The organism is Klebsiella terrigena (assembly GCF_012029655.1).
In the GTDB taxonomy this organism is placed as follows: Bacteria; Pseudomonadota; Gammaproteobacteria; order Enterobacterales; family Enterobacteriaceae; genus Klebsiella; species Klebsiella terrigena.
Genome location: NZ_CP050508.1, coordinates 1865455 through 1887485, shown reverse-complemented (window position 1 = coordinate 1887485; position 22031 = coordinate 1865455). Strand labels below are relative to the sequence as shown.

The following is a 22031-nucleotide window of genomic DNA, read 5'->3' as shown; positions in this document are numbered from 1 at the left end:
GACCTATGCCTGTTAAAGAGTGTTTGATTCTGGCGGCGGGAATGTCAACCAGAATGGGGACCTGGAAAATGATGCTGCCATGGCGAGAGGGGACCGTCCTCGATGGCGCCATCTCCGATGCGCTCTCATTCTGCGATCGGGTTATCCTGGTGACCGGATTCAGAGGGGCCGAGTTGCATCAGCGCTACGCGCAGCATCCAGATATTGAGCTGGTTCATAACGCGAACTATCAGGAGGGGATGTTTTCATCTATCCGGGCGGGCGTGAAGCACATTAAAGCGCGCCATTTTTTTATCGCCCTCGGCGATATGCCGGCTGCCGGCGCTGGCGTCTATGCGACCCTGTGGCGGCAGCGCAAAGAGACGTGCCTGATCCCCGAGTATCAGCAGGGTCGGGGCCATCCGGTACTGCTGCCGTTTTCGATTATTGAAAAAATAGTCGCTGCCGGTGCCGACGATAGCCTCAAAACGGTTATGCGTCAGTTTGGTAGCCAAGCGGTCGGCGTGGCAGAAAATGGCATTCACTGGGACGTTGATACCCCGCAGCAGTATCAGCAGCTGCTGGCCCGCTGCCGGGCCAGCGGCGAGCCGCCGGAGAGGGTCACCGAGGCGGTGCTGCATCACCAGATGCGCTAATGAAGCCGGATAGCAGCCGAGGTTGTAAATCGCCCCCCGGCTGTCCGGATTCACCAGATGGGCCTCGATCTGCACCTGCGGCTTCGCGGCTCAACCGGGCCGGTGGCGAAGCAGCCCCGCCGGGATAGCGACTAAAAATCACCGCGATTCGCATCGCCGGAGACGGGTACAACGGTTCCGGCGTTCAATCCGCACGCCATCTGAGAAAAAGCGAACCCGGCGATCAGCGATAACCGCTAAGGCTCTGAGGAGAAAAACGGGTTACGCGCCGCCGCGCAGCATCGTGCAGAAGGCGCAGTGGCAGCCGGGAACCGGCGTTGCGCTGCAGGTTCCCAGTATTGAGGTCTGAAAGCCGGCGGCGTTGTGGCTGTAGAAGTTGCTGACGAGGCTCTCTTCCGCCTTTTTCAACTGGGCGGAGTTAACCTCGGCAGAAGCCACGCTCTTAGCCTGGAAGGCCCAGGCGGCCGGGGAACTCACGGCAACGGTTAAAAGTACTATGCGATAAATTTTCATCTTAGAAACGCGTCCCGGCCCAGTTATTGATGCGAAAACCCTACCACAGCGCCCGTTCGGTGCCAGCGCTATCTTGCACAATAAATACATTGTTACAATATAACATCCACCTTTACGCGGGGTGCAGACTATCCAGGAGGGAGCGCTTTGTTTATATTGCGGATGTTATCATATAACACCATCGGTTCTTCGTCTCAGCGGTGACTTCAGCAGATCGTTTGCCCGGGCTGCGTCGGGCAGGGACGGATCAACTGGAGAGTCTATGGCGCAGCCCCCCTCACCCGAGAGTCGCCCTCGGGTCGCTTCGCGAAGCCGACGTTTGCTTATCGCGCAGGCCATTCTGTACTGCCTTCTCGCCGTCGCTGGCGCGATTTATCTGTTCCTGGCGCTGTTTTCCGTCACCGGGTTCTGGTTTCCCGTCACCCGCCTGATGCTCGCCGCGGTGCTGGTCGCGCTGGCGTTTGTCGAAAACGCGCTGCGCTGCGAAGGCGGTGGGAGGCAGGCCTCGCCGTCCGCCGGGAGCCCGGAGGACGAGCCGACGCTTCTGCGCCGGCTGCTGCCGGAAAGCGTGCAGGTCTGGCTTCGCCATTTTCATCAGCATCTGGCCACCACCCTGATCGCCGCTGCGCTCGCCAGCGCCTTTGCCATCGCCAATATCGCGGATGCCCGGCCCGTTGAGCTGGCCGACGCCCCGCGGCCGATCGCCGTCGGCGCGTTTATTGTGCTCTGCTTTACGCTGCTGCTGCTCGAACGCATGCTCAGCTTCCGCCCCCTTCGCGGCTGGCCTCATCGGCAGCAGTACGTGGGGCTTGCCCGCTTGATGCTCAGCCTCTTTCTGCTGCTCACCCTCTCCCTGCTGGCGGCGATGGCGTTCCCCGCCCCCGCGCTGTGGGGCATTAAGCTGGCGAGCCTGACGATCCTGCTGGTGGCGCTGGAGTATGCGCTGCGCGCCCTGGTCGCGCTGGCCTCTCCCCCTGCGCCGGGCTCCCCCCCCCGCTTTCTGACCCGCAGCCTGCTGGCCGCGCAGTATCAGTGGCCGCCGCGGCCGCTGCTGCACGCCCTGGACTCTTTCCAGCAGCGCTTTGGCGTCGATCTGCGTCAGATCCACGCCTTTCGTCTGATGGGCCGCCGGCTTGTACCGGTGACCCTGGGCATTGCGGTGCTGGGCTGGCTGCTCAGCGGGCTAACGGAGGTGGGGCTGCATCAGCGCGGGATATACGAGCGTTTTGGCCGACCGATCGCCGTGCTGCCTCCCGGCCTGCACGCCGGACTGCCGTGGCCCTTTGGCCGGGTGGTCGCCGTTGAGAACGGTGCGGTGCATGAACTCCAGCTCAGCGATCTCACCGAGGCAGCGCAGCCGGATCGCCAGCCCGACGACGTCGCGGAAGGCCCGGCGCCGCAGAGCAGCTGGCGGCTGTGGGATAGCAGCCACGCCACGGACCAGTCCCAGGTCATCGCCAGCGCCGCCATGGACCAGCAGAACTTCCAGATCGTGAATATGGATATCCGCGTGATCTGGCGCATTGGCCTTAGCGATCGCGATGCGCTTAACAGCCAGTACCAGACCGAAGACCTGGCGGGGATGATTCGCAGCCTCGCCCGACAGATTCTGGTGACCCAGTTTGCCAGCAAGCAGCTCGATGAACTGCTTGACGAGCAGCGGGCGACGCTGGCTAGCGAGCTCAGCCGGCAAATCCAGCAGCGTCTTACCGCCCTGCATACCGGCGTGGAGCTGCTGTTCACCCGCATAGAGGCCATTCATCCTCCCGCCGGGGCGGCCAACGCCTATCACGGAGTGCAGGCCGCGCAGATCGCGGCAAACGCGCTGATTGCGCGCGAACAGGGCTATGCGGAGAAGGTCAGCCGCGAGGCGCAGCGTAATGCCCTGACCGGCCTGAATAACGCCGAGGCCTCCGCCGCCGAAAACCTGTCTCAGGCCCGGGCCGCCGCGGTGACCTTCACCGCGGAACGGCAGGCGTGGCAGCAGGCCGGCGAGGCGTTTATTACCGAGCGACGCTATCACATACTGAGCCAGGCGCTGGCCCATACGCCGCTGCTGATCCTTGATAGCCATCTCCAGGGAAGCAGCGAGCCGGTGCTCGATCTCCGTCAGTATCCCGCTTTATCCGACAGTACCGCCCCACAGAAGGCCAGCACACCATGAAGATCCGCGCGATAGCCGCCACCCACGTCCCCCCAAACGCCGTTAAGCGGCAGATCGCTCCGCCCGCCCCGCAGCGTCGCAGGCGCGGTATTCGCCTCGCCGTGGCGGCATTTTTGGTCACGCTGGCGGTGCTAACCGCCTGCCTGCTGGAGGTCCGCGCCGGAAGCGCCACCGTGGTGACCCGCTTTGGCGATCCGGTACGCGTCCTGCTCGCGCCCGGTCTGGCGTGGCGGCTGCCGGCACCTTTTGAAACGCCGCTCGACGTCGATCTGCGCATTCGCTCCACCTCCAGCGGCCTGCAGGACGTGGGCACCCGCGACGGCCTGCGGGTGCTGGTGCAGGCCTGGGTTATCTGGAAGGTCAAACCCGATAACGATAACGTGCTGCGCTTTATCCGCGCCGTGCAGAACCAGCCGGATGAGGCCGCCCGCCAAATCCGCACCTTTGTCGGCTCCGCGCTGGAGACCACCGCCAGCAGCTACGCGCTGTCGGACATCGTTAACGTCGATGCTAAAAAGGTCAAAATAGCCCAGCTGGAGAGCCAGCTGCAGTCGCAGCTGCAGGCCCAGCTGCTGAAAAGCTACGGCATTGAGCTGATCCAGACCGGGATCGAGCGCCTGACCCTGCCGGCCGTCACGCTGAACGCCACGGTGGACCGCATGCGCGCCGAGCGCGAAACCATCGCCACCGAACGCACCGCCGAAGGCAAACGTCAGGCGGCGGAAATCCACTCCCGGGCGGATCGCGATGCGCGCATTCTGCAGGCCGACGCTGCGGTGAAAGCGGCGGCCATCAGCGCCGACGCCCAGCGCGACGCGGCCAGCATCTACGGCAAGGCGCGGGCCAGCGACCCGCAGCTGTACGACCTGCTGCGTTCGCTGGATACGCTGAGCACGATTGTTAACGCCAGCACCCGCCTGGTGCTGCGTACCGACGCGGAGCCGTTCCGCACCCTGGTGCAGGGCCCCACGCCGTTGACCGGGACGCCGCAGCCATGACCTCAGCATCGCCGGGCTCAACGCCCTGGGGACAGTCGTACCGCATCGCCTTCTTTACGCTGTACGGCGCGGCGATCCTCGCCGCCGGCGCGTGGCTGTTCTCCTGTATCCATTCGGTGGCCCCCGACAGCCGGGCGGTGGTCTTTCAGTTTGGCAGGCCGATCCGCGTGGCGAACGCGGGACTGCTGTTTGCCTGGCCGCATCCCGTCAACAGCATTGAGCTGGTGCCGGCCGCCGAACGCATTCTCGAACGAGACGTGGCGGTGCTGCGCCGCGACCAGCAGCTGGAGCAGATCAACAACTGGGAGCGCGACGGCGATGCCGGCGCCGGTGCAGGCTATCTTTTAACCGGCGACGAAGGCGTGGTGCAGCTGGACGTCCGCGTATTTTGGCGGGTCAGCGACCCTGTCCGTTTCGCGCTACAGCGTGCGCATATCGCGCCGCTGATCGATCGCCTGACCGAACGCGCCGCCGCGGTCGTCTGCATGGAGCGCGGTCTGGACGCGATTCTGGTTGCCAGACCGGAGAGCCGGCAGAACGACCGTCACTCGGCAGAGGAGCGCATCCGTCTGCGCAGCGACTTCAGGCATAACATGGCGCAAAGCCTGGCGCAGATGGCCGCCAGCGGCAACGGTCCGGGCATCGTCATTGAGCGCGTCGATATCGTTTCATCCCTGCCGGCTAACGCGGTGGCGGCCTTCAACGCCGTGCTGACCGCCAGCCAGCAGGCCGATAAAGAGATAGCCAGCGCGCGAACCGCAGCCACGCTGCTGAGCCAGCAGGCGCAGCAGCAGGCGGATCGCACCATCCAGCAGGCAGAAGCCGGCCGCCAGGAGACCCTGGCGAAGGCCAGCGTTGATACCCGAACCATCCTGCAGCTGGCGCAAACCCGGCGCGACGGCAGCGATGGCGGACTGCTGCTGCGCCTGTGGCGCGACGCGGTCAGCCGCATTCTGTCGCAGGCCGGACAGGTTATTACCGTCGCCCCCGGAGACGACAGCCGCCTGATCCTCCAGGGCCTTCCACCCCAGCCGGCCACGCCGCCGGCCAGCGAGAAATCACCATGAGCCAGTCGTGCAGCCACGGACATATTCACTTCAGCAATCATCTCCAGACCCCGGCGGAGCAGCGGCGGATGGCGCGTCGGCTGACGCTGGCGATGATAACTATCGGACTGCTGTTGCTCAGCCTGCTCTGGCGCGCCGTGGCGCCGGATCAGCCGGCGATCGGCGATATTCTGGCCGGCGTGGCCTGGCTGCTGGTTGCCGTGCCGGTATTTCGCGCCGGCTGGCACAGCCTGCTGCATCCGGATCTCCACGGGGTGACCGACCTGCTTATCGTACTGGCGATGCTGGGCGCGTGGGCGCTGGGCGATCTGATGACCGCCGCGCTGCTGCCGGTGATCATGATTTTCGGCCATATTCTGGAAGAGCGCAGCGTCATGGGAACCCGCCAGGCCATCGCCGGGCTGAGCAAGCTGGCGCATAGCCGGGCGAGACGCCTGCGCCAGGACGGATCGCTGGAAAATATCGGCAGCCAGCAGCTACGCCCCGGCGACGTGGTTGAGGTTCGCCCTGGCGATCAAATTCCCGCCGATGGGCAGATCCTCTCCGGTAACGCCAGCCTCGACGTGGCGTCCATTACCGGTGAATCGGTGCCGGCGGAGGTCTGCCCCGGAATGTCGGTTTTCGGCGGCACGCTAAATCTCAACGGCCTGCTGCGCGTCGAGATTACCCATACGGGCGAGCACTCCACCCTCGGGAAAGTGCTGGCGCTGATGCAGGACGCCGAGCAGGCAAAACCGCCTATCACCCGAATGCTGGAACGCTACGCCGGACACTATCTGATCCTCGTGCTGCTGATCGCCGCAACGACCTGGTTTTTGACCTACGACAGCCAGGCGATGCTGGCGGTGCTGGTCGCGGCCTGCCCCTGCGCCCTGGTGCTCTCCGCCCCGGCCACCTCGATGGCGGGGATCGCGGTGGCTGCCCGGCACGGCATCCTGATCCGCAACGCGGCCTTCCTTGAGGAGCTGGCGGACGTTGATGCGGTCATTATTGATAAAACCGGCACCCTGACCCAGGGGCGGCTGCGGCTGGTTGACGTTATCCCGGCAACCGCGCGCCCTCGCGAGTCTCTGCTGCGGCTGGCCTCGGCGCTGGGCGCGGCGAGTAATCATCCGGTGAGCCGGGCGATGGTTGGCGCCCTTCCTGCAGATGATGAAGAGATGACGCTGCGCGACGTGGAGGAGATTCAGGGGCTGGGCGTCGTCGCCACCACCGCTGCTGGCCGGGCTTTGCTGGGGCGAAAAGAGCTCTTTGACCGCTATCGGATCGCGGTCGCACCGCTCCCCGACCACGACGGCCCGACGGTCGGTCTCGCGGAAGGCGGCGTTTTTCTCGGCTGGCTGCTGCTCGATGATACGATCCGCCCCGAGGCGCCGGAGGCCATCGGGATGCTGCAAAACCTCGGCATTGGCCGCTTCCTGCTGCTGACCGGCGATCGTCTGGCCGTCGCACAGCGCGTGGCGCAACGGACCGGCATCGGCGAGCTGGCGGCCGAAATGCTGCCGGCCGAAAAGCTGCAGCAGGTGCAGCGGGCCGTCAGTGAAGGATGGCGCCCAATGGTGGTTGGCGACGGGATCAACGATGCGCTGGCGCTCAAGGCCGGCGCCGTCGGTATTGCTATGGGCAGCAACGGCGCCGATATCGCGCTGGCGTCCGCCGACGTGGTGCTGACCGGCAGCGACTTACGCCGTCTGCCGCTGGCGGTAAGGCTCAGTCGCCGATGCCGCGCCACCCTGCGGGTCAACGTCTTTATCGGCCTTGGCTGGACGATTTTAATCGTAATTGCCGCGGCGATGGGGCTGCTCGGCGCGGCGGGAGCCCTGGTAGCGGCAATATTGCACAATCTCAGCACCCTGCTGGTGCTGCTGAATACCGGGAGGCTGCTGCAGTTCGATGGCCGACGCGGGAAAGATGAGCGCGCGGGTAGCGAACCGCGAGGGTAATAACAGGCGCCCGCCGTCCGGACCCGTTTGAGACCGGGCGCGGGCAGGCGGGAAATCGCGTACGAAGGCCAGTTTCCCCCGTGAAACGACAGCGCGGCAAACGACAAAAAGCCTGCTTAGTTTCCTAAGCAGGCTTCTTAAATTTGGCTCCTCTGACTGGACTCGAACCAGTGACATACGGATTAACAGTCCGCCGTTCTACCGACTGAACTACAGAGGAATCGTGTGAACGGGGCGAATATTAACGGCGACGCCCGGCCTTGTCAAAGGCTGTTTCGCACATTTCAAACCGTTTGCCGATTTATTCTCCACTTTGGGCGAAATTTGTCGTTTCGCCCAGAAAATGGTTAGGTTTCGCGCACCTGGCTTTTGCTTCGCGGATATTTCCACAGCCAGCGCCCGCTGACCATCCGGCAGTAAAACAGCGCGCCGCGTACCGCCCAGTCGAGCACCATCCCCAGCCACACGCCAATCACGCCCATGCCGAGCACGATGCCCAGCGTATAGCCCGCCACGACGCGGCAGCCCCACATCCCCAGCATCGACACCCACATGGTGTAGCGTACGTCGCGAGCGCCTTTAAACGCGCACGGCAGGGTCCAGGACATCGCCCAAATCGGCATAAAGAAGGCGTTCAGCCACAGCAGCTCTTTAACCACCACTTTGACGTCCTCTTCGCTGGTATAGAACGAGGCGATCAGGTTGGCGAACGGCGCGGTTCCCCACGCAATTACCGTCAGGATGATGGTCGATAGCCAGAATACGTGCCACGCCTGGCGCTCCGCCTGCCCAATCTGGCCTTTTCCCAGCCGGGTGCCGGTAATGATGGTCGACGCGGAGCCCAGCGCATTTCCCGGCAGGTTAATCAGCGCGGCGAAGGAGAAAGCGATAAAGTTGCCGGCAATGACGTTGGTCCCCATGCCGGCGACGAACATCTGCGTCAGCAGCTTGCCGCCGTTGAACAGCACCGATTCGATACTCGCCGGGATGCCAATGCCCATCACTTCCCAGATAATGGCAAAGTTAAGCGGTTTGAAATAGCTCTTTAGCGAGATGCGCAGCGCCGGGTTAAAGCCGACGGCTAATACCCATACGATCGCCACCGCTCCGATGTAACGCGCGATGGTCAGCCCCAAACCTGCGCCGACAAAGCCGAGTCCTGGCCACGAAAAAATGCCGTAAATCAGGATGCTGCTGATAATAATGTTGATGATGTTCATCCCGCCGTTAATCAATAGCGGAATTTTGGTATTGCCTGCCCCGCGCAGCGCGCCGCTGCCGATCAGCGCAATCGCCGCCGCCGGGTAGCTCAGCACCGTCAGCTCCAGATAGATTAAGGCCATATCCTTAACCTGGGGCGAGGCGTCGCCGGCGACAATATTAATAATCTCTTTGCCAAAGGCGTGTATCACCACCGCCAGCAGAATGGAGAACAGCGTCATAATTGCCAGCGACTGCCGCGCCGCCGCGCGCGCGCGTCGCGGATCGCGCTTGCCGAGGCTAAAGGCAACCACCACCGTCGTACCGAGATCGATGGCGGCAAAGAACGACATGATCACCATATTAAAGCTGTCGGCCAGCCCTACCCCGGCCATCGCCTCTTTACCCAACCAGCTCACCAGGAACGTACTGACTACTCCCATCAGCAAAACGCAGCTATTTTCCAGCAAGATGGGGACCGCCAGCGGGCTGATTTCACGCCAGTAGAGTACGCGATAACTCTTACGTTTTTTGAACCAAGATGTTCGTTCTACAACCCTGCGTGCTGCGGATGTGACGTTCAAGGGAGACCTTAGTGAGAAAAGTTGAAACTACATTTCAAATGATGATAGAGAAATGCTAATCCTGCAAAGCATTTTTCCTTCTAAATTGTCGGTAATTACAACAAATTGTTGATAGAAGCGGCGGTTGATCGACAGGGGCAGAATAGATGTTTGACAAAAATTTTTTCGCCGCTAAGATACGACCCCACACGATTCCTCTGTAGTTCAGTCGGTAGAACGGCGGACTGTTAATCCGTATGTCACTGGTTCGAGTCCAGTCAGAGGAGCCATATTAAAGAAGCCCGCTTAAGGAAACTTAAGCGGGCTTTTTGTTTTTACATTAATCCTGAATGCTAGCGTAGCGCAGGTTATTCTTTGGCAAAATTCGCCTGAATACGCTGTTGCAGGTAATCTTCAGCGCTGATGGCCGGGTATTTCGCCTGCGGCCCCAATATTTCAATGTCCTTGTTTGCCTGACAGAAAAACGCCAGGCTGTAGCGTGCTCCCTGATACTCACCTGGCAACGGATTTCTCACCCGATGGAAATTTGACGGCAGCTGGTCGTCACTCCAGCGCATCAGCATGTCGCCAATATTACAGGTGATCACGTCCTCACGCGGTTCGATGCTGGTCCACTGCTGGCTTTCGCGATCTTTGCCAGGGCAAACCTGTAATCCTCCCTGACCGGGACGCTGGAAAAGCAGCGTCAGACAGTCAAAATCCGTATGCGCCCCGGCACGCCACATCCCCTGCTCCGACTGCACGGTGGCATAGTAGTGCAGCATACGCAGCGTACTCTGATAGCTTTTCTGTTGCGGATCGTGCGCCTTTTCGAAAAAGTGCTCAGGAAACCCTAACCGAAGGGCAAAACAGGAAAGCAACTTCATGCCCAGCTGCCAGCATTGCGATTCGAAATTTAGCATCGTGCGTTTAAACGCCGGTAGCTCATGTTCAGCGGGCCATAGCGGGTCCATCAGCGGACGGGTAATCTGATAGGATTCTTTCTGATCCGGCGTTTGGGTCGACGGGCGCACCTGGGATTTATTTTCCCACCCGGCGTTGCGCGACAGCGGGTAGCGGGCTTTGATCTCCCCCGGCAGCGCGAAAAAGGCTTCCGTCATGCTGAATGCCTGCCGGATGTCGTCCAGCGCGATACCGTGATGACTCACCTGAAAGAAGCCGATTTCCACTGCTGCCCGCCACAGTTCGTCGGCAATCTCGTCTTTACGGTTGGCGAAATCCGACAGATCAATACAGCGAACCTCACGGGCAAAAGTCTCTTCGCCCATTGCGCCCATCGTCGCCTCTTTTTCCAGTTCCTGTAATGCATAGCTTTGCGTTTGAGTTGATTGCGCCACTGTTTTTATCCTTCTTAATCAAAAGAGTTAGCCTACTGCGCGCTGTTGCAGAGTGCGCACCGCCGATATTGCCTGATGGCGCATTGCGTCCAGATCGAGGCCGGGGATCGCATCGTTTTCGACGATAACGCGACCATTGATCATCAGCGCCCTGAGCGAAGCCCGCCCACCGCAAGCCACCGGGCCAATCGCCATGTCGTGCAGGCCGAAATAGCGAGGGTCGTCCAGCCGGTAAATCGCGATATCTGCCAGCATGCCCACCTGCACGGTGCCACTTTGTTGCAGGCCAAGGATCTGTGCGCCACCAGCGCTGCCCCATCGCACAACGTCTTCAATCGTTACCGCATCACCGCCGCCCTCAAAGCTTCCGCCTTCATAACGCGGCTTCGCCTGCATGCCTTTTCTGGCACGCTGCAAAAGCCAGGCGGCGTGCGCCTCACTTTGCATGTCGGCGGCCTCGTTCGAGGCTGCGCCGTCAACGCCCAGAGAGATGGGGACACCCGCCTGTTCCAGTGCCAGCAAATCCGCAATGCCGCTGCCCAGCCGTCCATTACTTTGAGGACAGTGCGCAATGCCGGTACGCGTCTGCCCCAGCATCGCTATCTCCTGCGGCAGCAGTTTCACCAGATGCGCAAACCACACGTCATCCCCCAGCCAGTCGTGCTCGGCGCAAAACTGCACCGGAGTCATATTAAATTTGGCGCGCGCTGCATCGAGATAATCCACCGTTTCAGACAGGTGGCTGTGCAGCCGGATACCTAAATTTCGTGCCAGTTTCGCCATTTCGCGCAGCTGCGGGCCAGGAGCCGAATGCAGCAGCGTGGTCGGGGCCATCACCACGCGGCGCAACGACGTCGGCTCCGGGCAGTGATAGAGGCTGACAAGGCGCTCCATATCCGCCATGTAATGATCAAAACTCTCCGGGCGCAGCGCCTGCGGCAAATCCTGCTCAATCGTCCGCCCCTGCGTAGCGCCACCGCGGCACAGCACTATGCGCATCCCCAGCGCCTTGCCCTCATCGAACAGGATCTCCGAGGTGTCAAACGGCATATCCGGCCAGTAGAGATAGTTGTGATCGGCCACCGTGGCGCAGCCCGAACGCAACAACTCTGTTAACCCGATTCGCACCGCCAAACGAAAAGTCGGCTCGTCGAAGGTGGCACGAAAACGATAAGGCGTGGCACTTAACCACGCAGTCAGGCTTTTATTCAGCCCCTGAGGTTCTCCTTTAAGCAACGACTGAAACAGGTGATGGTGAGTATTGACCCAGGCCGGATAGACCACACAGTCACGTGCGTCGAGCAACCGCTCATCCGCCAGTGCCGTCAGGGAGCCAATGGCCTCGATCACGCCATCGCGGACGCGAATATCTGTCCCGGCGTGGCGCGCCGCATTCCCCGCTAATCCGGTCAGGATCGCGTGCGCGTTTTTAATCAGCAATGATTGAGATGACATTGCAACGCTCCTCAAGGTTTAACCTGCATGTGCTCAACAAACTCCGTGGTATAAGCCTGTTTCCAGTCGGTATCTGCCTTTAACAGTTTGGCGTTGACCATGAAATCACGGGTTTTCTGCCAGCGATTTTGCGTCATGGTGCCCCAGCCTTGCGTTGCCGCATCGCCACCGTCAATCAGGTGATGCTCTTTGATTTGCTGAACGCCCCAGGCCAGCAGATCATCGGTCATTTTCGGATTATCCTTTTTAATTAGCGCGTTACCTGACGACGGATCCTGCAGATAGCTGACCCAACCCTCCATTGACGCACGTACGAATTTCGCCATCGCTTCTTTACGGCTGCTGACAAGATCCGGACGCGTGATCAAAATCCCGCCATAAGGGGGATATCCGTGTTCCGAGAAGAGGAAGAAATTAGATTTCACCCCGGCCTTCTGCGCCTGAAAAACCTCCGAGCTGACATAGGCTTGCTGCGCAACATTATCGTCGGCAACAAAGGGCTGAATGTTAAAGGTATAGGGGCGAACCTGTGAGTCGCTGAGCTGGTAGCGCGCCTTAAGCCACGGCCACCAGGTCGATTGCCCTGAGCTGGACACCAGAATGGTTTTGTCCTTCAAACCGTCGAGGGAAGTGACGGAAGCGTGCGTCAGCAGACCCTGCGGGTCGAACTGGAACGGAGCCGCGATGGCTTTGGCCTGAAAACCCCGCTGTACTGATTCGAGCAACTGGAGGTCGTAGCCGATTATCACATCGGCGCGTTTTGACAACAGCAGCTGCATGCCGTTGATCTGCGGGCCACCGGACTGAATGCTGACATCCAGCCCGTAGCGTTTGTAAATGCCTGTCGCCAGCGCCTGATAATACCCGCCCTGCTCCGCCTGAGCATACCAGGACGTCAGCAATACGAGTTTCTCATCAGCGTGAGCCGGCAGTGAAAACAGGCCAGGAACCAGCGCGCTCAGCACGCAGCAAGATAGGGGAATGCGGGATATTAACTTCATTACTCCTCTCCTAATCATCGCCGGAGGGAGAACGAGCAGACGCAGCTCAGCCCCCTGACCGGCTCAAAATGAACCGCGAAATAGTTGCTGAGCAATGTCCCGCGCAGTTATCTGCACTGACCGCTTCTACTCATTTTTAACTATACAAAAAGGATGCCAACTCCGCGGGTGCACTCTCTGTGCGCCTTCTCAGGGGAGCGGATTTCATCGACCTGCAACTTTTGATTCATCTCGGAGCGTGCCGCACCAAATAAGTGCGTATTAACGTGGGTCCTGGCCGGGCGTTTGAATCTGGCTAAAGAGCATTTCCAGTTGTTTAAGCATCATCGACGCCGCCAGGGAAAGCTGTCTTGCCGGAGCCACGCACAGCGACAGCGTGAAGGTTTTTAATTGCGGATCGGTCAGCGGAATAAACTGCAATTCGTCGTTTTGTACCTCATCCATGATATCGAGCCAGCACAGAATACCGATGCCAATTTTCTCTTTAATCAGGGAGCGGATCATATGAATGTTATTTGAAACGGCGACCTCATTAATCATGTCCCCGTTGATATTCATCAGCGCCTGAACTGGCTCGGCAAGCATCAGCGGCGCAGAAGGCAGGATGAACGGATATTCCATGCACTGATTAAAACGGACACCGCTTTTGTCCCCAAGCGGATGCCCTTTCGGCACCACGACGCCGAGTTCAATTTCGGCAAAGGCCCGCACCTGCAGCTCTTTGGAGCTTTGCGGGTTCAGCATAAGCCCGAAGTCAGCATCGCCCGACATCAGCGCCTGCTGAATATCGACGTTGTTCATCGTTGTCAGGGTGAATGAAATGTTCGGGTAGTCGAGATGCACCTTTCTGAGCATCGCCGAGAAAAAATGCCGGTTGATAGCGTCGATGGTGGCGATCCTCACATGCCCTCTGCGCAGCCCCCGCAGGTCGTCAAGCTGTTCGCAAACGCGGGAAAAATCTTTTTTCCAGTTGTTGGCGGCATGTAACAAAAGCTCACCAGCAGCCGTCAGCCGCAGCCCGGTGGGATGTCGTTCAAACAGGGGCATCGCCAGCTCGTTTTCAACCCGCAGTATCTGCCGGTCAATTGACGAAGCGGCGACATGCAGGGTTTCGGAGGCCTTGCGAAACGAGCCCTGGCGGGCAACCTCAGTGAAGTACAGCAAAAACCGGGAGAATGCGAACATTGTGTAGTGCTCTCTTTTATGCAACGGGACGTGCGAATCAAAGCGCTGGACGCAACAGTTTTATAACAATAACGTAGCTTTCATTGCAACGGGAACAATCGTTTCATCGCTTTAAAAGCAAAATTTTCGCCTCCTTCTTACTATGGCGGCGGATGGTGCGGCGAACGGGTTGAACTTTCCCTTTAATGAATGGCTTATCAAATTAAATACGGTAAATGACAATGAAAGATGCCGGAGTAATTCCTGTCACAATAAAAACGGTCGATATAAATGGTGAAGGAAATATTTCATTGCAGCTTGTTGCGCAGCACGAGAGGTTATTACCGGCTTATTCCCCCGGTGCCCATATTGATGTTTTCATTCCTGAGATCGGGGCCCGGCAATATTCTCTTTGTACCGAAAACAGCAGCCGGGAATATTATGAAATTTGCGTAAAACTGGCGGAAAACTCCGCCGGCGGTTCGCACTTCATTCACCATCATTTCCGCCCTGGCGATAACCTGACCATCTCGGCACCGCGCAACCATTTCCCGTTGCCCGATGCGGGACGATATCTGCTGTTTGCCGGGGGTATCGGCATCACCCCGTTGCTAACCATGGCGGAGTACATAGCTGAGCAACAGATTGAATTTGAAATGCATTACTACATTTCAGACACGGCACAAACGGCGTTTATATCACGCCTGAATACGCCCGCACTGGCCGGTCATATTTTTTTGCACTGCAGCGCGGCAAACGATTCTCTGCGCGACAAAACGCCCCCAAGTCTGCGTCAGGCCGATCGGAATACCCGCGTGATGGCCTGCGGCCCGGACGGATTTATTCAGCGTTTGCAGGACATTATGCAGGAACACCACTGGCCAGCCGAAAATTTATCTTTTGAGCGTTTTAGCAACGCCAATATGAATAATGACACCGACGGGCAGGAATTCCATATTCAGCTTAATTCTACCGGCAAACGTTATTTAGTCAGCCCGCACCAAACCATTGCCGAAGTTTTATTAAGCGCCCGGGTCGATATTATGCTGTCGTGCGAACAGGGTATTTGCGGCTCCTGTATCACCGACGTGATCGACGGGATCCCTGACCACCGGGATTGCGTGCTGACTGACGAAGAGAAAGCCGCGAACACACAAATTACGCTGTGCTGTTCGCGATCCAAAAGCCCCGTACTGGTCCTTGACCTGTAATGCCAACGCGGAGTCTCAAGATGAGTATCTCAATCCCCACATCACCGCTTAATGGCATTGCTAACGTGCGCCTCCCCGCGTGGCTGCTTCCCGGCGACTGGCCCGTGCAGGCGGGGGAACCGGTGACGGCCGATTTGCGCTTTGACGCAGGGAAAATTACGTCACTGATGCCCAGCCAGCCGCAGCAGGATCACTTGTGGAATGCCCACGGCGCACTGGCGCTTCCGGGGCTGATTGAACCTCACGCACATCTCGATAAAACCTTCACTATTGGCCGCAGCCGACCGTCCAAACCGGGTCTGCTGGCCGCCATTGAAACAATTCATCAGGACCGCCAGCACTGGACGGCGGCAGACCTTCATCAGCGCGCAAAACAAGGGCTGACGTGGGCCGCCGCTCACGGCGTAACGCATTTGCGCACCCACATTGACTGGTTCGACATCCTCCCGCCCATGGCCTGGTTCGAGCTGGCAAATATCAGGCAGCCGGGCGTCACCCTGGAACGCGTCGCTCTGGTCCCGCTGAGTTTTTTTGCCGACGCAGAGGCCGCTGACCGCATCGCGCGCGCGGTGGCGCAAAGCGGCAAAGACTGCCTGCTGGGGGGCTTTATCCACTCCTCAAATTGGGACCCGGCGGCCATGACCCATCTGCTGCGCAGCGCCGCCCACTGGCAACTGAATCTGGACCTGCACATTGACGAAGAGCTTTCTGACGTGGCGCACGGCCTGACCTGGCTGGCGCGTTATTTGTCGGAGAATGAATTTAGCGGCCACATCAGCTGCAGCCACGGCTGCGCGCTATCCTCCGGCAGTGAGCAACAGGCGCACGAGGTGCTCAGTTTATTGGCGGCACAGCGCGTCACGCTGATTGCGATGCCGATGACCAACCTGCTGTTGCAAGATGCCGTGACAAACCGTACGCCGCGCCAGCGTGGCATCACGCTGTTGAAAGAAGCGCAGGCGGCGGGCATTCCGGTGCTGCTGGGCTGCGACAACGTGCAGGATGCTTTTTGCCCGGCAGGCAGCTACGACCCGCTGGATACGCTGATCTGCGCCCTGTTCTCACTTCAGCTGGAAAACGTCTTTGACCAGCAATCGCGTCTTATCTGTGATGTGGCGGCACTGACCGGTGACGTCGCCGCAAATCGTCCGCTGGCTGTTGGCACCGAGGCCAGTTTGATCCTCTTTCCAGGCAGCGACAGTCTGACCTGGCCTTTAAACAGCGCGGCCCGTCTGGTTATCCACCATGGCAGGCTGACCCACCAGCGCACGTGGAATCAGGAGTGACCCCATGAGTCTTGAAGCAGGAGCGGGCAAACCGCTCGCCAATTATGCCGCCTGGCGTCGCGCCGGTGATTTTGTCTTTCTCTCCGGCATGATTCCCGTCAATCCGCAGAGCGCGACGATCGTGCGGGGTTTTCAGGATATCCCCGACCCTGCACGCCGGTTACTGGGCGAAACCGGCGAATTCTCAACCGATGCCAAACAGGGGCCGGTTCTGGCACAAAGCTGGTATGTGCTCGAAAGTATCCGTCTCACGATTGAAGAAGCCGGAGGGCAAATGAGCGATGTGATCAAGCTGGTGCAGTACTTCCGCAATCTCGATCACTTTCCTTACTACAGCCGGGTCAGAAAACTTTTTTACCCCGATCTGCCACCGGTTTCTACCGTCGTGCAGGTCAGTGAAATGCTGCCCAGCGCCGAGGTGCTGATTGAAGTTGAAGCTACGGCCTGGTTACCGCAATCCCGCCTAACCCAATAATGTCCGACCACGAGGCACAGCATGATTAACGGCTACATTCCCGCAGAGCGGTTTCTCCCCTTCCTGAGCTGGACGGCGATTGCAGCCCTGCCAGACAAAGCCAATACCGTGATCGTATTGCCAACCGGCGCAATCGAACAGCACGGGCCGCATCTGCCGTGTTCGGTTGATAGCGTGATTTCCTCGGGGGTGGCGGGTTATGCGCTGGCACGGCTGCCGAAGGCGATCCCGGCCTACGCCATCCCGCCGGTAACCTACGGCAAATCGGATGAGCATCTGAATTTCCCCGGCACGCTGACCTTAACCGGTGACACGCTGCTGCAAACGATTTTAGAAATTGCCGAATCTCTGTACCGCGCCGGATTCCGTAAATTGCTGATGATTAACGGTCATGGCGGGCAGCCGCAGGTGCTGCAAATGGCATCACGGGAAATGCGCCTGCGCCACGGCGACATGATTATGATCCCTCACGACGTGTTTCGCGTGCCCAACGTTGAAAATGAGTTTCTGAGCGCGCAGGAACAGAAGATGGCGATGCACGCAGGTCACAGCGAAACGGCGGTGATGCTGGCGCTGGCCCCTGAATGCGTCCACATCGAACGCGCGGTCGCCAATTACCCCCCGGAGTTCCCTTGTCCCACGCTGTCGTCAGGTCGCCCGGCGGCGGCGTGGGCTTCTTATGATTTTGGCCCGAGTGGCGTCATTGGCGACCCGACCGGCGCTACCGCCGAACAGGGGCACGCGATCCTCGATTCGCTGGCGGCAAGCTGGGCACAGGCGATTACCGAAATCCATCATATGGAATGGAAAGTACGCAGCGAGCCAACCTGGGGGAAACACCACTGGAACGGTTTTGTGCAAACCACTTTTACTCCTCCTCCGTCTTCTTTTGTTTCTAAATAAAGGAACCCTTGCGATGAAAATACGGCGTACATCTTCTTATACCCTCCTTGCCCTGCTGCTGGCCGGGGTTTCCACCGCCAGCATGGCGGAAGAGAAATTCACATTCATCACTAACTGGTACGCTCAGGCGGAGCACGGGGGTTTTTACGACGCGCAGGCCAAAGGTTTGTATAAAGCGGCGGGGCTGGATGTCAACATCAAGATGGGTGGCCCGCAGGTAAACGTCATGCAGCTGATGGCCGCCGGGCAGGCTGACTGTACGCTTGGCGACAACGGCCAGGCGCTGGAAACCTGGCAGGCAGGCGTTCATGCGGTCACGGTGGCGACCGTGTTCCAGCATTCACCTACCGTCTTCATCAGCCATGACAAGGTGGATAAAGCGCAGGAGCTGAAAGATAAAACTTTCCTGCTGGCCACGGAGGCTTACACCTCCTTCTGGCCGTGGGCGAAGAGCGAGCTGGGGCTGTCCGCCGCGAAGATTCGCCCTTACACCTTCAGCGTGCAGCCTTTCCTGGCAGACAATAATCTCGTGCAGCAGGGTTATGTCACTTCCGAACCGTTCTCGGTCGAAAAAGGTGGCAAACCTTTCTACGTCTACATGCTCAGCGACTGGGGCTATCCGCCTTACGGCAACTCAATTATCTGTATGGCCGATACGGTTAAAAAACGCCCGGCCGCAGTCGCCGCCTTCGTAAAAGCCTCTATGCAGGGCTGGAAAGAATATTTGCAGGACCCGACCGCAGGCAACGTGCTGATCGCCAAGGCTAACCCGCGCATGGGTGCCGACCAGATTGCCTTTGGTATCGCGCAGATGAAGAAGTATGAGCTTGTCACCGGCGGCGATGCGCAAACCGGCGGTATCGGCATCATCACGGAACCCCGGCTGAAAAAGACCTGGGAGATGCTGGTGAAAAACAAGCTGATTGACGCGGATAAAGTGCCGTTTGAGCAGACCTATACCCTCGAGATGATCAAAAACGCGAAGGTTATGCCATGAATTCAGCCCCTAAACTGACCATGATGAGCGATGTTCGCTCACCTCTCCCCTCGCCGATACCGGCTATTGAGGTGCTGTCGGCGGAGAAAATTTACAGCAACGGCACGCGTGCGCTTTTGCCAGTCAATCTCACGATTAATCAGGGGGAATTTGTGACGCTGCTCGGCCCGTCGGGCTGTGGCAAAAGTACGCTATTAAAGATGGTCGCCGGCCTGGTTGAACCCAGTGACGGCAAGCTGGTGCTGTGGCGGCGCGACAGCCGTGAAAAAGTGCAGGTGCCGCTTTCTTTTGTGTTTCAGGAGGCCACGCTGATGCCGTGGAGCAACGTGCAGAACAACGTACGTTTACCGCTGGATCTGGCGGGCGTACCTCGTGCCGAAGCCAACACCCGCGTCAGTGAAGCGCTGGAGCTGGTGGGACTGGGGAAATTTGCCAACGTATTGCCGCGCGAACTCTCGGGCGGCATGCAGATGCGCGTGTCGATTGCCCGCGGGCTGGTGACGCGCCCGAAACTGCTGCTGATGGATGAACCCTTTGGCGCACTCGATGAAATAACCCGTAATAAGCTCGACAGCGACCTGCTGCGCCTGTGGCGTGAACAGGGGCTGACGGTGGTGTTCGTCACCCACTCTATCCACGAGGCCGTGTTTTTGTCGCAGCGGGTGATCATGATGGCCGCGCGGCCAGGCCGGGTGGTGGAAGATATCGCCATCTCCGAACCGTTCCCGCGCAGCGAAGATTTTCGCGTCAGTCCGGCTTTTTCACGGTATGCGAAGCAATTGCAGGACAGTCTGCTGCAAGCCAGCCAATCGGGTATGGAGTAAAAATATGCACACACAAAAATCCTCTCCGTGGATCAACAACCCCACGTTTCGCAAAGTGCTTTACCCGGCAGTCGTAGCGGTCATCATGGTTTTGCTGTGGCAGGGCTGGGTGAGCTATTTCAAAATCCCTCAGTTTCTGGTGCCTTCACCGGGGGTGATGCTGCAAAGCCTGTGGACCAATCTGGGTTCGCTGACGATGTCGCTGCTGTTTACGCTGAAAATCACCCTGATCTCATTTTTACTCTCGATCATCATCGGCGCAGCGGTGGCATTTGTGCTGGTGCAAAATCGGTTTGTTGAAACCGCACTGTTTCCCTACATCGTGTTCCTGCAGGTGACACCGATTGTGGCCATCGCACCGCTGATTATTATTTGGGTCAAAGACACCACGCTGTCGCTGGTGGTGTGTTCGACGCTGATGGCGGTATTTCCGATTATTTCCAATACCACGCAGGGGCTGCGCAGCGTATCGCCGGGCCTGCTGAGCTATTTCCAGCTCAACCACGCCAGCCGTTTGCAGATACTGATCCGTTTACGCATTCCTTCCGCCCTGCCTTATTTTTTTGGTGCGCTGCGGATTTCCAGCGGCCTGTCGCTGATCGGTGCCGTCGTTGCCGAATTTGTTGCAGGCGCTGGCGGCAATAACACCGGCCTGGCCTATCAGATTTTGCAGGCAGGATACCAGCTGGACATCCCGCTGATGTTTGCAGCCCTGCTGTTAATTTCCCTCACCGGCATCGCGCTGTTTGGCGTGATGTCATGGATTTCAAGGCGCGTTCTCAGCGCCTGGCATGAAAGCGAAGCCGTGCAATCTCATTAACCTCACTCACGATTAGGCAGGAAGAAGATGGACAGTGAACAACGTAAACATGCGCTTGCCCTGATACAGCAGGCGCTGCCCGATCTAGACTGGACTTTGCAGGCGGCAAAGGTCAAACGCCTTTCACGCGATTTTCACTGGTTCAGCCCGGTGCTGAAACAACGGCTCGAAGACAAACAGGCCGATGCCGTGGTCAGGCCACGTAACGAAGAAGAGCTGATTTTACTGGTTAAAGCCTGCGTTCAACACCAGCTGCCGCTGATTTTGCGGGGCGGCGCGACCGGCAACTATGGTCAGATGGTGCCCCTGGAGGGCGGGATGTTGGTCGATATGACCGGACTCAATCAGATATGCGAACTGGGTGACGGCGTGGTCCGTGCTCAGGCGGGTATCCGGCTGGCCGAGATCGAGGCAGTCACGCGCCCTGCGGGCTGGGAGCTACGCTGCATGCCGTCAACTTATCGGCTTGCCAGCCTCGGCGGCCTTTACGGCGGCGGCTTTGGCGGCATTGGCTCAATCAACTACGGCCCGCTGGGCGCGCCAGGTAATGTGCTTAGCGTAAAAGTGATGACGATGGAGGCCGAGCCGCGCATTCTGCAGATTCCTGCCCCGCAGGCGCTACTGCTGCACCATGCCTACGGTAGCAATGGAATCATTCTTGAGGTTGAGCTGGCACTGGCACCGCTTCACCGGTGGATAGAGCGGTTGGACGTGTTTGATGATTTCACCGACGCGCTGGATTATGCCAACGCCTTTGCCCGCTCTCCGGGTCTGGTAAAACGCCAGTTGGCGCTGCTCGCCGCACCGATCCCGAGTTATTTCAGTCACCTGAACGGGCACTATCAGGCAAATCAGCATGCCGTCATCAGCGTTATTGCGCAGGAAAGTGAGGGATTCTGTGCCGGTCTGTTGGAAAAATACCGCGGGCACAGCGCCGTGCGTCAGACCGCCGACGAGGCGCGTGAAGCCAATGCATCACTGATGGAATATTGCTGGAACCACACAACGCTGCACGCCCTTAAAATTGACAGCTCTCTCACTTATTTGCAGACGGCGTTTAATTACACGAATTATCATCAGCAGATTATCGATATGGCGGATTTATTCGCCGACGAGGTTATTTCGCATATCGAATTTCTCCGTGACACCGATGGAAATATAACCGCCAGCGGATTGCAATTAGTACGTTACTCCAGCGAAGAACGGCTGAACGAAATAATATCTACCTTCCGTGGCAATGACGTAAAAATAAACAACCCCCATGTTTATCAAATTGAAGATGGTAAACAAGGAGATATTAAACCCGAGGTTGTTTCTGTGAAAAAATCCCTTGATCCCAATGGGTTACTTAACCCTGGCAAGCTCAGAGGCTGGGAAGTCCGCAACACATTGATTTTAGATAACGATCCTCTTTTATTGCCTGACAGATAAAAATAACTATTACCTCCCTCCCT

The 22031-nt window shown here is 58.7% G+C and carries 20 protein-coding genes and 2 tRNA genes; 14 read left to right on the top strand and 8 right to left on the bottom strand.

All coding sequences use genetic code 11. From position 1 onward, the window contains the following. The first annotated feature begins 41 nt into the window (after nt 1–41). A complete protein-coding gene (locus tag HCK03_RS08855) occupies nt 42–635 on the top strand; it encodes an NTP transferase domain-containing protein (protein WP_266096258.1) in 594 nt (197 codons plus the stop codon). Between the two features lie 261 nt (nt 636–896). Here the strand turns inward: HCK03_RS08855 and HCK03_RS08850 are convergent, their stop codons facing one another. Continuing rightward, nucleotides 897–1148, bottom strand: coding sequence for a hypothetical protein (locus HCK03_RS08850; protein WP_041146321.1), 252 nt, complete (start codon nt 1146–1148; stop codon nt 897–899). A gap of 262 nt (nt 1149–1410) precedes the next feature. On the opposite strand from HCK03_RS08850, the gene hflK reads away from it, so the two are divergent. The 4 genes from hflK to HCK03_RS08830 are packed head-to-tail and all read left to right on the top strand — an operon-like array spanning nt 1411 to nt 7320. Next, entirely contained in the window at nt 1411–3312 is a 1902-nt protein-coding gene (gene hflK / locus HCK03_RS08845; RefSeq protein WP_167691422.1) for a protease modulator HflK, read from the top strand. Then, on the top strand, nt 3309–4310 hold the full coding sequence (locus HCK03_RS08840; RefSeq protein WP_167691421.1) for an SPFH domain-containing protein: 1002 nt from the start codon (nt 3309–3311) through the stop codon (nt 4308–4310). The genes hflK and HCK03_RS08840 overlap by 4 nt, the downstream gene beginning before the upstream one ends. Further along, nucleotides 4307–5377 carry an SPFH domain-containing protein gene (locus tag HCK03_RS08835; protein WP_167691420.1) on the top strand — a complete coding sequence of 357 codons (1071 nt, stop codon included), beginning with the start codon at nt 4307–4309 and terminating at the stop codon, nt 5375–5377. Before HCK03_RS08840 ends, HCK03_RS08835 begins: the two co-directional genes overlap by 4 nt. Next, entirely contained in the window at nt 5374–7320 is a 1947-nt protein-coding gene (locus tag HCK03_RS08830) for a heavy metal translocating P-type ATPase (RefSeq protein ID WP_167691419.1), read from the top strand. The genes HCK03_RS08835 and HCK03_RS08830 overlap by 4 nt, the downstream gene beginning before the upstream one ends. Nucleotides 7321–7464: 144 nt before the next feature. Here HCK03_RS08830 and HCK03_RS08825 read toward each other — a convergent pair. The 3 genes from HCK03_RS08825 to HCK03_RS26605 all read right to left on the bottom strand — a co-directional run bounded on the left by HCK03_RS08825 (nt 7465) and on the right by HCK03_RS26605 (nt 9292). Next, nucleotides 7465–7540: transfer RNA gene (locus HCK03_RS08825), tRNA-Asn, on the bottom strand. 127 nt (nt 7541–7667) lie between these two features. Further along, complete coding sequence (locus HCK03_RS08820) at nt 7668–9104, bottom strand: EmmdR/YeeO family multidrug/toxin efflux MATE transporter (protein ID WP_041146324.1); 1437 nt, start codon at nt 9102–9104, stop codon at nt 7668–7670. 95 nt (nt 9105–9199) lie between these two features. Then, nucleotides 9200–9292 (bottom strand): DUF5951 family protein, encoded by a 93-nt coding sequence (locus tag HCK03_RS26605; protein WP_221180788.1) that lies wholly within the window; start codon nt 9290–9292, stop codon nt 9200–9202. 5 nt (nt 9293–9297) lie between these two features. Here HCK03_RS26605 and HCK03_RS08815 point away from each other — a divergent pair. Further along, nucleotides 9298–9373, top strand: a tRNA-Asn gene (locus tag HCK03_RS08815). A 78-nt stretch (nt 9374–9451) separates the two neighbouring features. Here the strand turns inward: HCK03_RS08815 and HCK03_RS08810 are convergent. From HCK03_RS08810 to HCK03_RS08795, 4 genes are all read right to left on the bottom strand, one after another. Continuing rightward, nucleotides 9452–10381: an isopenicillin N synthase family dioxygenase gene (locus HCK03_RS08810; RefSeq protein ID WP_407692386.1), complete on the bottom strand. Its 930-nt coding sequence runs from the start codon at nt 10379–10381 to the stop codon at nt 9452–9454. Nucleotides 10382–10468: 87 nt separating this feature from the next. Beyond that, the gene (locus HCK03_RS08805; protein WP_167691418.1) at nt 10469–11896 is read right to left on the bottom strand and encodes an amidohydrolase family protein; all 1428 of its coding nucleotides are present in this window, start codon (nt 11894–11896) and stop codon (nt 10469–10471) included. A gap of 11 nt (nt 11897–11907) precedes the next feature. Then, nucleotides 11908–12897 carry an ABC transporter substrate-binding protein gene (locus HCK03_RS08800; RefSeq protein ID WP_041146327.1) on the bottom strand — a complete coding sequence of 330 codons (990 nt, stop codon included), beginning with the start codon at nt 12895–12897 and terminating at the stop codon, nt 11908–11910. A gap of 261 nt (nt 12898–13158) precedes the next feature. Beyond that, nucleotides 13159–14082: a LysR family transcriptional regulator gene (locus tag HCK03_RS08795; protein WP_041146328.1), complete on the bottom strand. Its 924-nt coding sequence runs from the start codon at nt 14080–14082 to the stop codon at nt 13159–13161. 215 nt (nt 14083–14297) lie between these two features. Here HCK03_RS08795 and HCK03_RS08790 point away from each other — a divergent pair, with 215 nt between their 5' ends. Genes HCK03_RS08790 through HCK03_RS08755 form a run of 8 tightly spaced genes read left to right on the top strand, consistent with a single transcriptional unit; the run spans nt 14298 to nt 22008 of the window. Continuing rightward, on the top strand, nt 14298–15272 hold the full coding sequence (locus HCK03_RS08790; protein WP_167691417.1) for a PDR/VanB family oxidoreductase: 975 nt from the start codon (nt 14298–14300) through the stop codon (nt 15270–15272). A gap of 20 nt (nt 15273–15292) precedes the next feature. Beyond that, a complete protein-coding gene (locus tag HCK03_RS08785; protein WP_167691416.1) occupies nt 15293–16558 on the top strand; it encodes an amidohydrolase family protein in 1266 nt (421 codons plus the stop codon). A gap of 4 nt (nt 16559–16562) precedes the next feature. Further along, nucleotides 16563–17033, top strand: a complete 471-nt coding sequence (locus HCK03_RS08780) for a RidA family protein (RefSeq protein WP_115192300.1) — start codon at nt 16563–16565, stop codon at nt 17031–17033. A 21-nt stretch (nt 17034–17054) separates the two neighbouring features. Next, the gene (locus HCK03_RS08775; protein ID WP_041146332.1) at nt 17055–17936 is read left to right on the top strand and encodes a creatininase family protein; all 882 of its coding nucleotides are present in this window, start codon (nt 17055–17057) and stop codon (nt 17934–17936) included. Between the two features lie 13 nt (nt 17937–17949). Further along, entirely contained in the window at nt 17950–18933 is a 984-nt protein-coding gene (locus HCK03_RS08770; protein ID WP_041146333.1) for an ABC transporter substrate-binding protein, read from the top strand. Continuing rightward, a complete protein-coding gene (locus tag HCK03_RS08765; protein WP_041146334.1) occupies nt 18930–19757 on the top strand; it encodes an ABC transporter ATP-binding protein in 828 nt (275 codons plus the stop codon). Before HCK03_RS08770 ends, HCK03_RS08765 begins: the two co-directional genes overlap by 4 nt. A gap of 4 nt (nt 19758–19761) precedes the next feature. Then, nucleotides 19762–20577, top strand: a complete 816-nt coding sequence (locus HCK03_RS08760; RefSeq protein WP_041146335.1) for an ABC transporter permease — start codon at nt 19762–19764, stop codon at nt 20575–20577. Between the two features lie 27 nt (nt 20578–20604). Next, nucleotides 20605–22008, top strand: coding sequence for an FAD-binding oxidoreductase (locus HCK03_RS08755; RefSeq protein WP_167691415.1), 1404 nt, complete (start codon nt 20605–20607; stop codon nt 22006–22008). The last annotated feature ends 23 nt before the right edge of the window (nt 22009–22031 follow it).

What these genes read in the sequence shown, in the direction of transcription:
- HCK03_RS08855 (WP_266096258.1), top strand. Translation starts at nt 42, where the DNA reads ATGTCAACCAGAATGGGGACCTGGAAAATGATGCTGCCATGGCGAGAG.
- HCK03_RS08850 (WP_041146321.1), bottom strand. Translation starts at nt 1,148, where the DNA reads ATGAAAATTTATCGCATAGTACTTTTAACCGTTGCCGTGAGTTCCCCG.
- hflK (WP_167691422.1), top strand. Translation starts at nt 1,411, where the DNA reads ATGGCGCAGCCCCCCTCACCCGAGAGTCGCCCTCGGGTCGCTTCGCGA.
- HCK03_RS08840 (WP_167691421.1), top strand. Translation starts at nt 3,309, where the DNA reads ATGAAGATCCGCGCGATAGCCGCCACCCACGTCCCCCCAAACGCCGTT.
- HCK03_RS08835 (WP_167691420.1), top strand. Translation starts at nt 4,307, where the DNA reads ATGACCTCAGCATCGCCGGGCTCAACGCCCTGGGGACAGTCGTACCGC.
- HCK03_RS08830 (WP_167691419.1), top strand. Translation starts at nt 5,374, where the DNA reads ATGAGCCAGTCGTGCAGCCACGGACATATTCACTTCAGCAATCATCTC.
- HCK03_RS08810 (WP_407692386.1), bottom strand. Translation starts at nt 10,381, where the DNA reads ATGGGCGCAATGGGCGAAGAGACTTTTGCCCGTGAGGTTCGCTGTATT.
- HCK03_RS08805 (WP_167691418.1), bottom strand. Translation starts at nt 11,896, where the DNA reads ATGTCATCTCAATCATTGCTGATTAAAAACGCGCACGCGATCCTGACC.
- HCK03_RS08800 (WP_041146327.1), bottom strand. Translation starts at nt 12,897, where the DNA reads ATGAAGTTAATATCCCGCATTCCCCTATCTTGCTGCGTGCTGAGCGCG.
- HCK03_RS08795 (WP_041146328.1), bottom strand. Translation starts at nt 14,082, where the DNA reads ATGTTCGCATTCTCCCGGTTTTTGCTGTACTTCACTGAGGTTGCCCGC.
- HCK03_RS08790 (WP_167691417.1), top strand. Translation starts at nt 14,298, where the DNA reads ATGACAATGAAAGATGCCGGAGTAATTCCTGTCACAATAAAAACGGTC.
- HCK03_RS08785 (WP_167691416.1), top strand. Translation starts at nt 15,293, where the DNA reads ATGAGTATCTCAATCCCCACATCACCGCTTAATGGCATTGCTAACGTG.
- HCK03_RS08780 (WP_115192300.1), top strand. Translation starts at nt 16,563, where the DNA reads ATGAGTCTTGAAGCAGGAGCGGGCAAACCGCTCGCCAATTATGCCGCC.
- HCK03_RS08775 (WP_041146332.1), top strand. Translation starts at nt 17,055, where the DNA reads ATGATTAACGGCTACATTCCCGCAGAGCGGTTTCTCCCCTTCCTGAGC.
- HCK03_RS08770 (WP_041146333.1), top strand. Translation starts at nt 17,950, where the DNA reads ATGAAAATACGGCGTACATCTTCTTATACCCTCCTTGCCCTGCTGCTG.
- HCK03_RS08765 (WP_041146334.1), top strand. Translation starts at nt 18,930, where the DNA reads ATGAATTCAGCCCCTAAACTGACCATGATGAGCGATGTTCGCTCACCT.
- HCK03_RS08760 (WP_041146335.1), top strand. Translation starts at nt 19,762, where the DNA reads ATGCACACACAAAAATCCTCTCCGTGGATCAACAACCCCACGTTTCGC.
- HCK03_RS08755 (WP_167691415.1), top strand. Translation starts at nt 20,605, where the DNA reads ATGGACAGTGAACAACGTAAACATGCGCTTGCCCTGATACAGCAGGCG.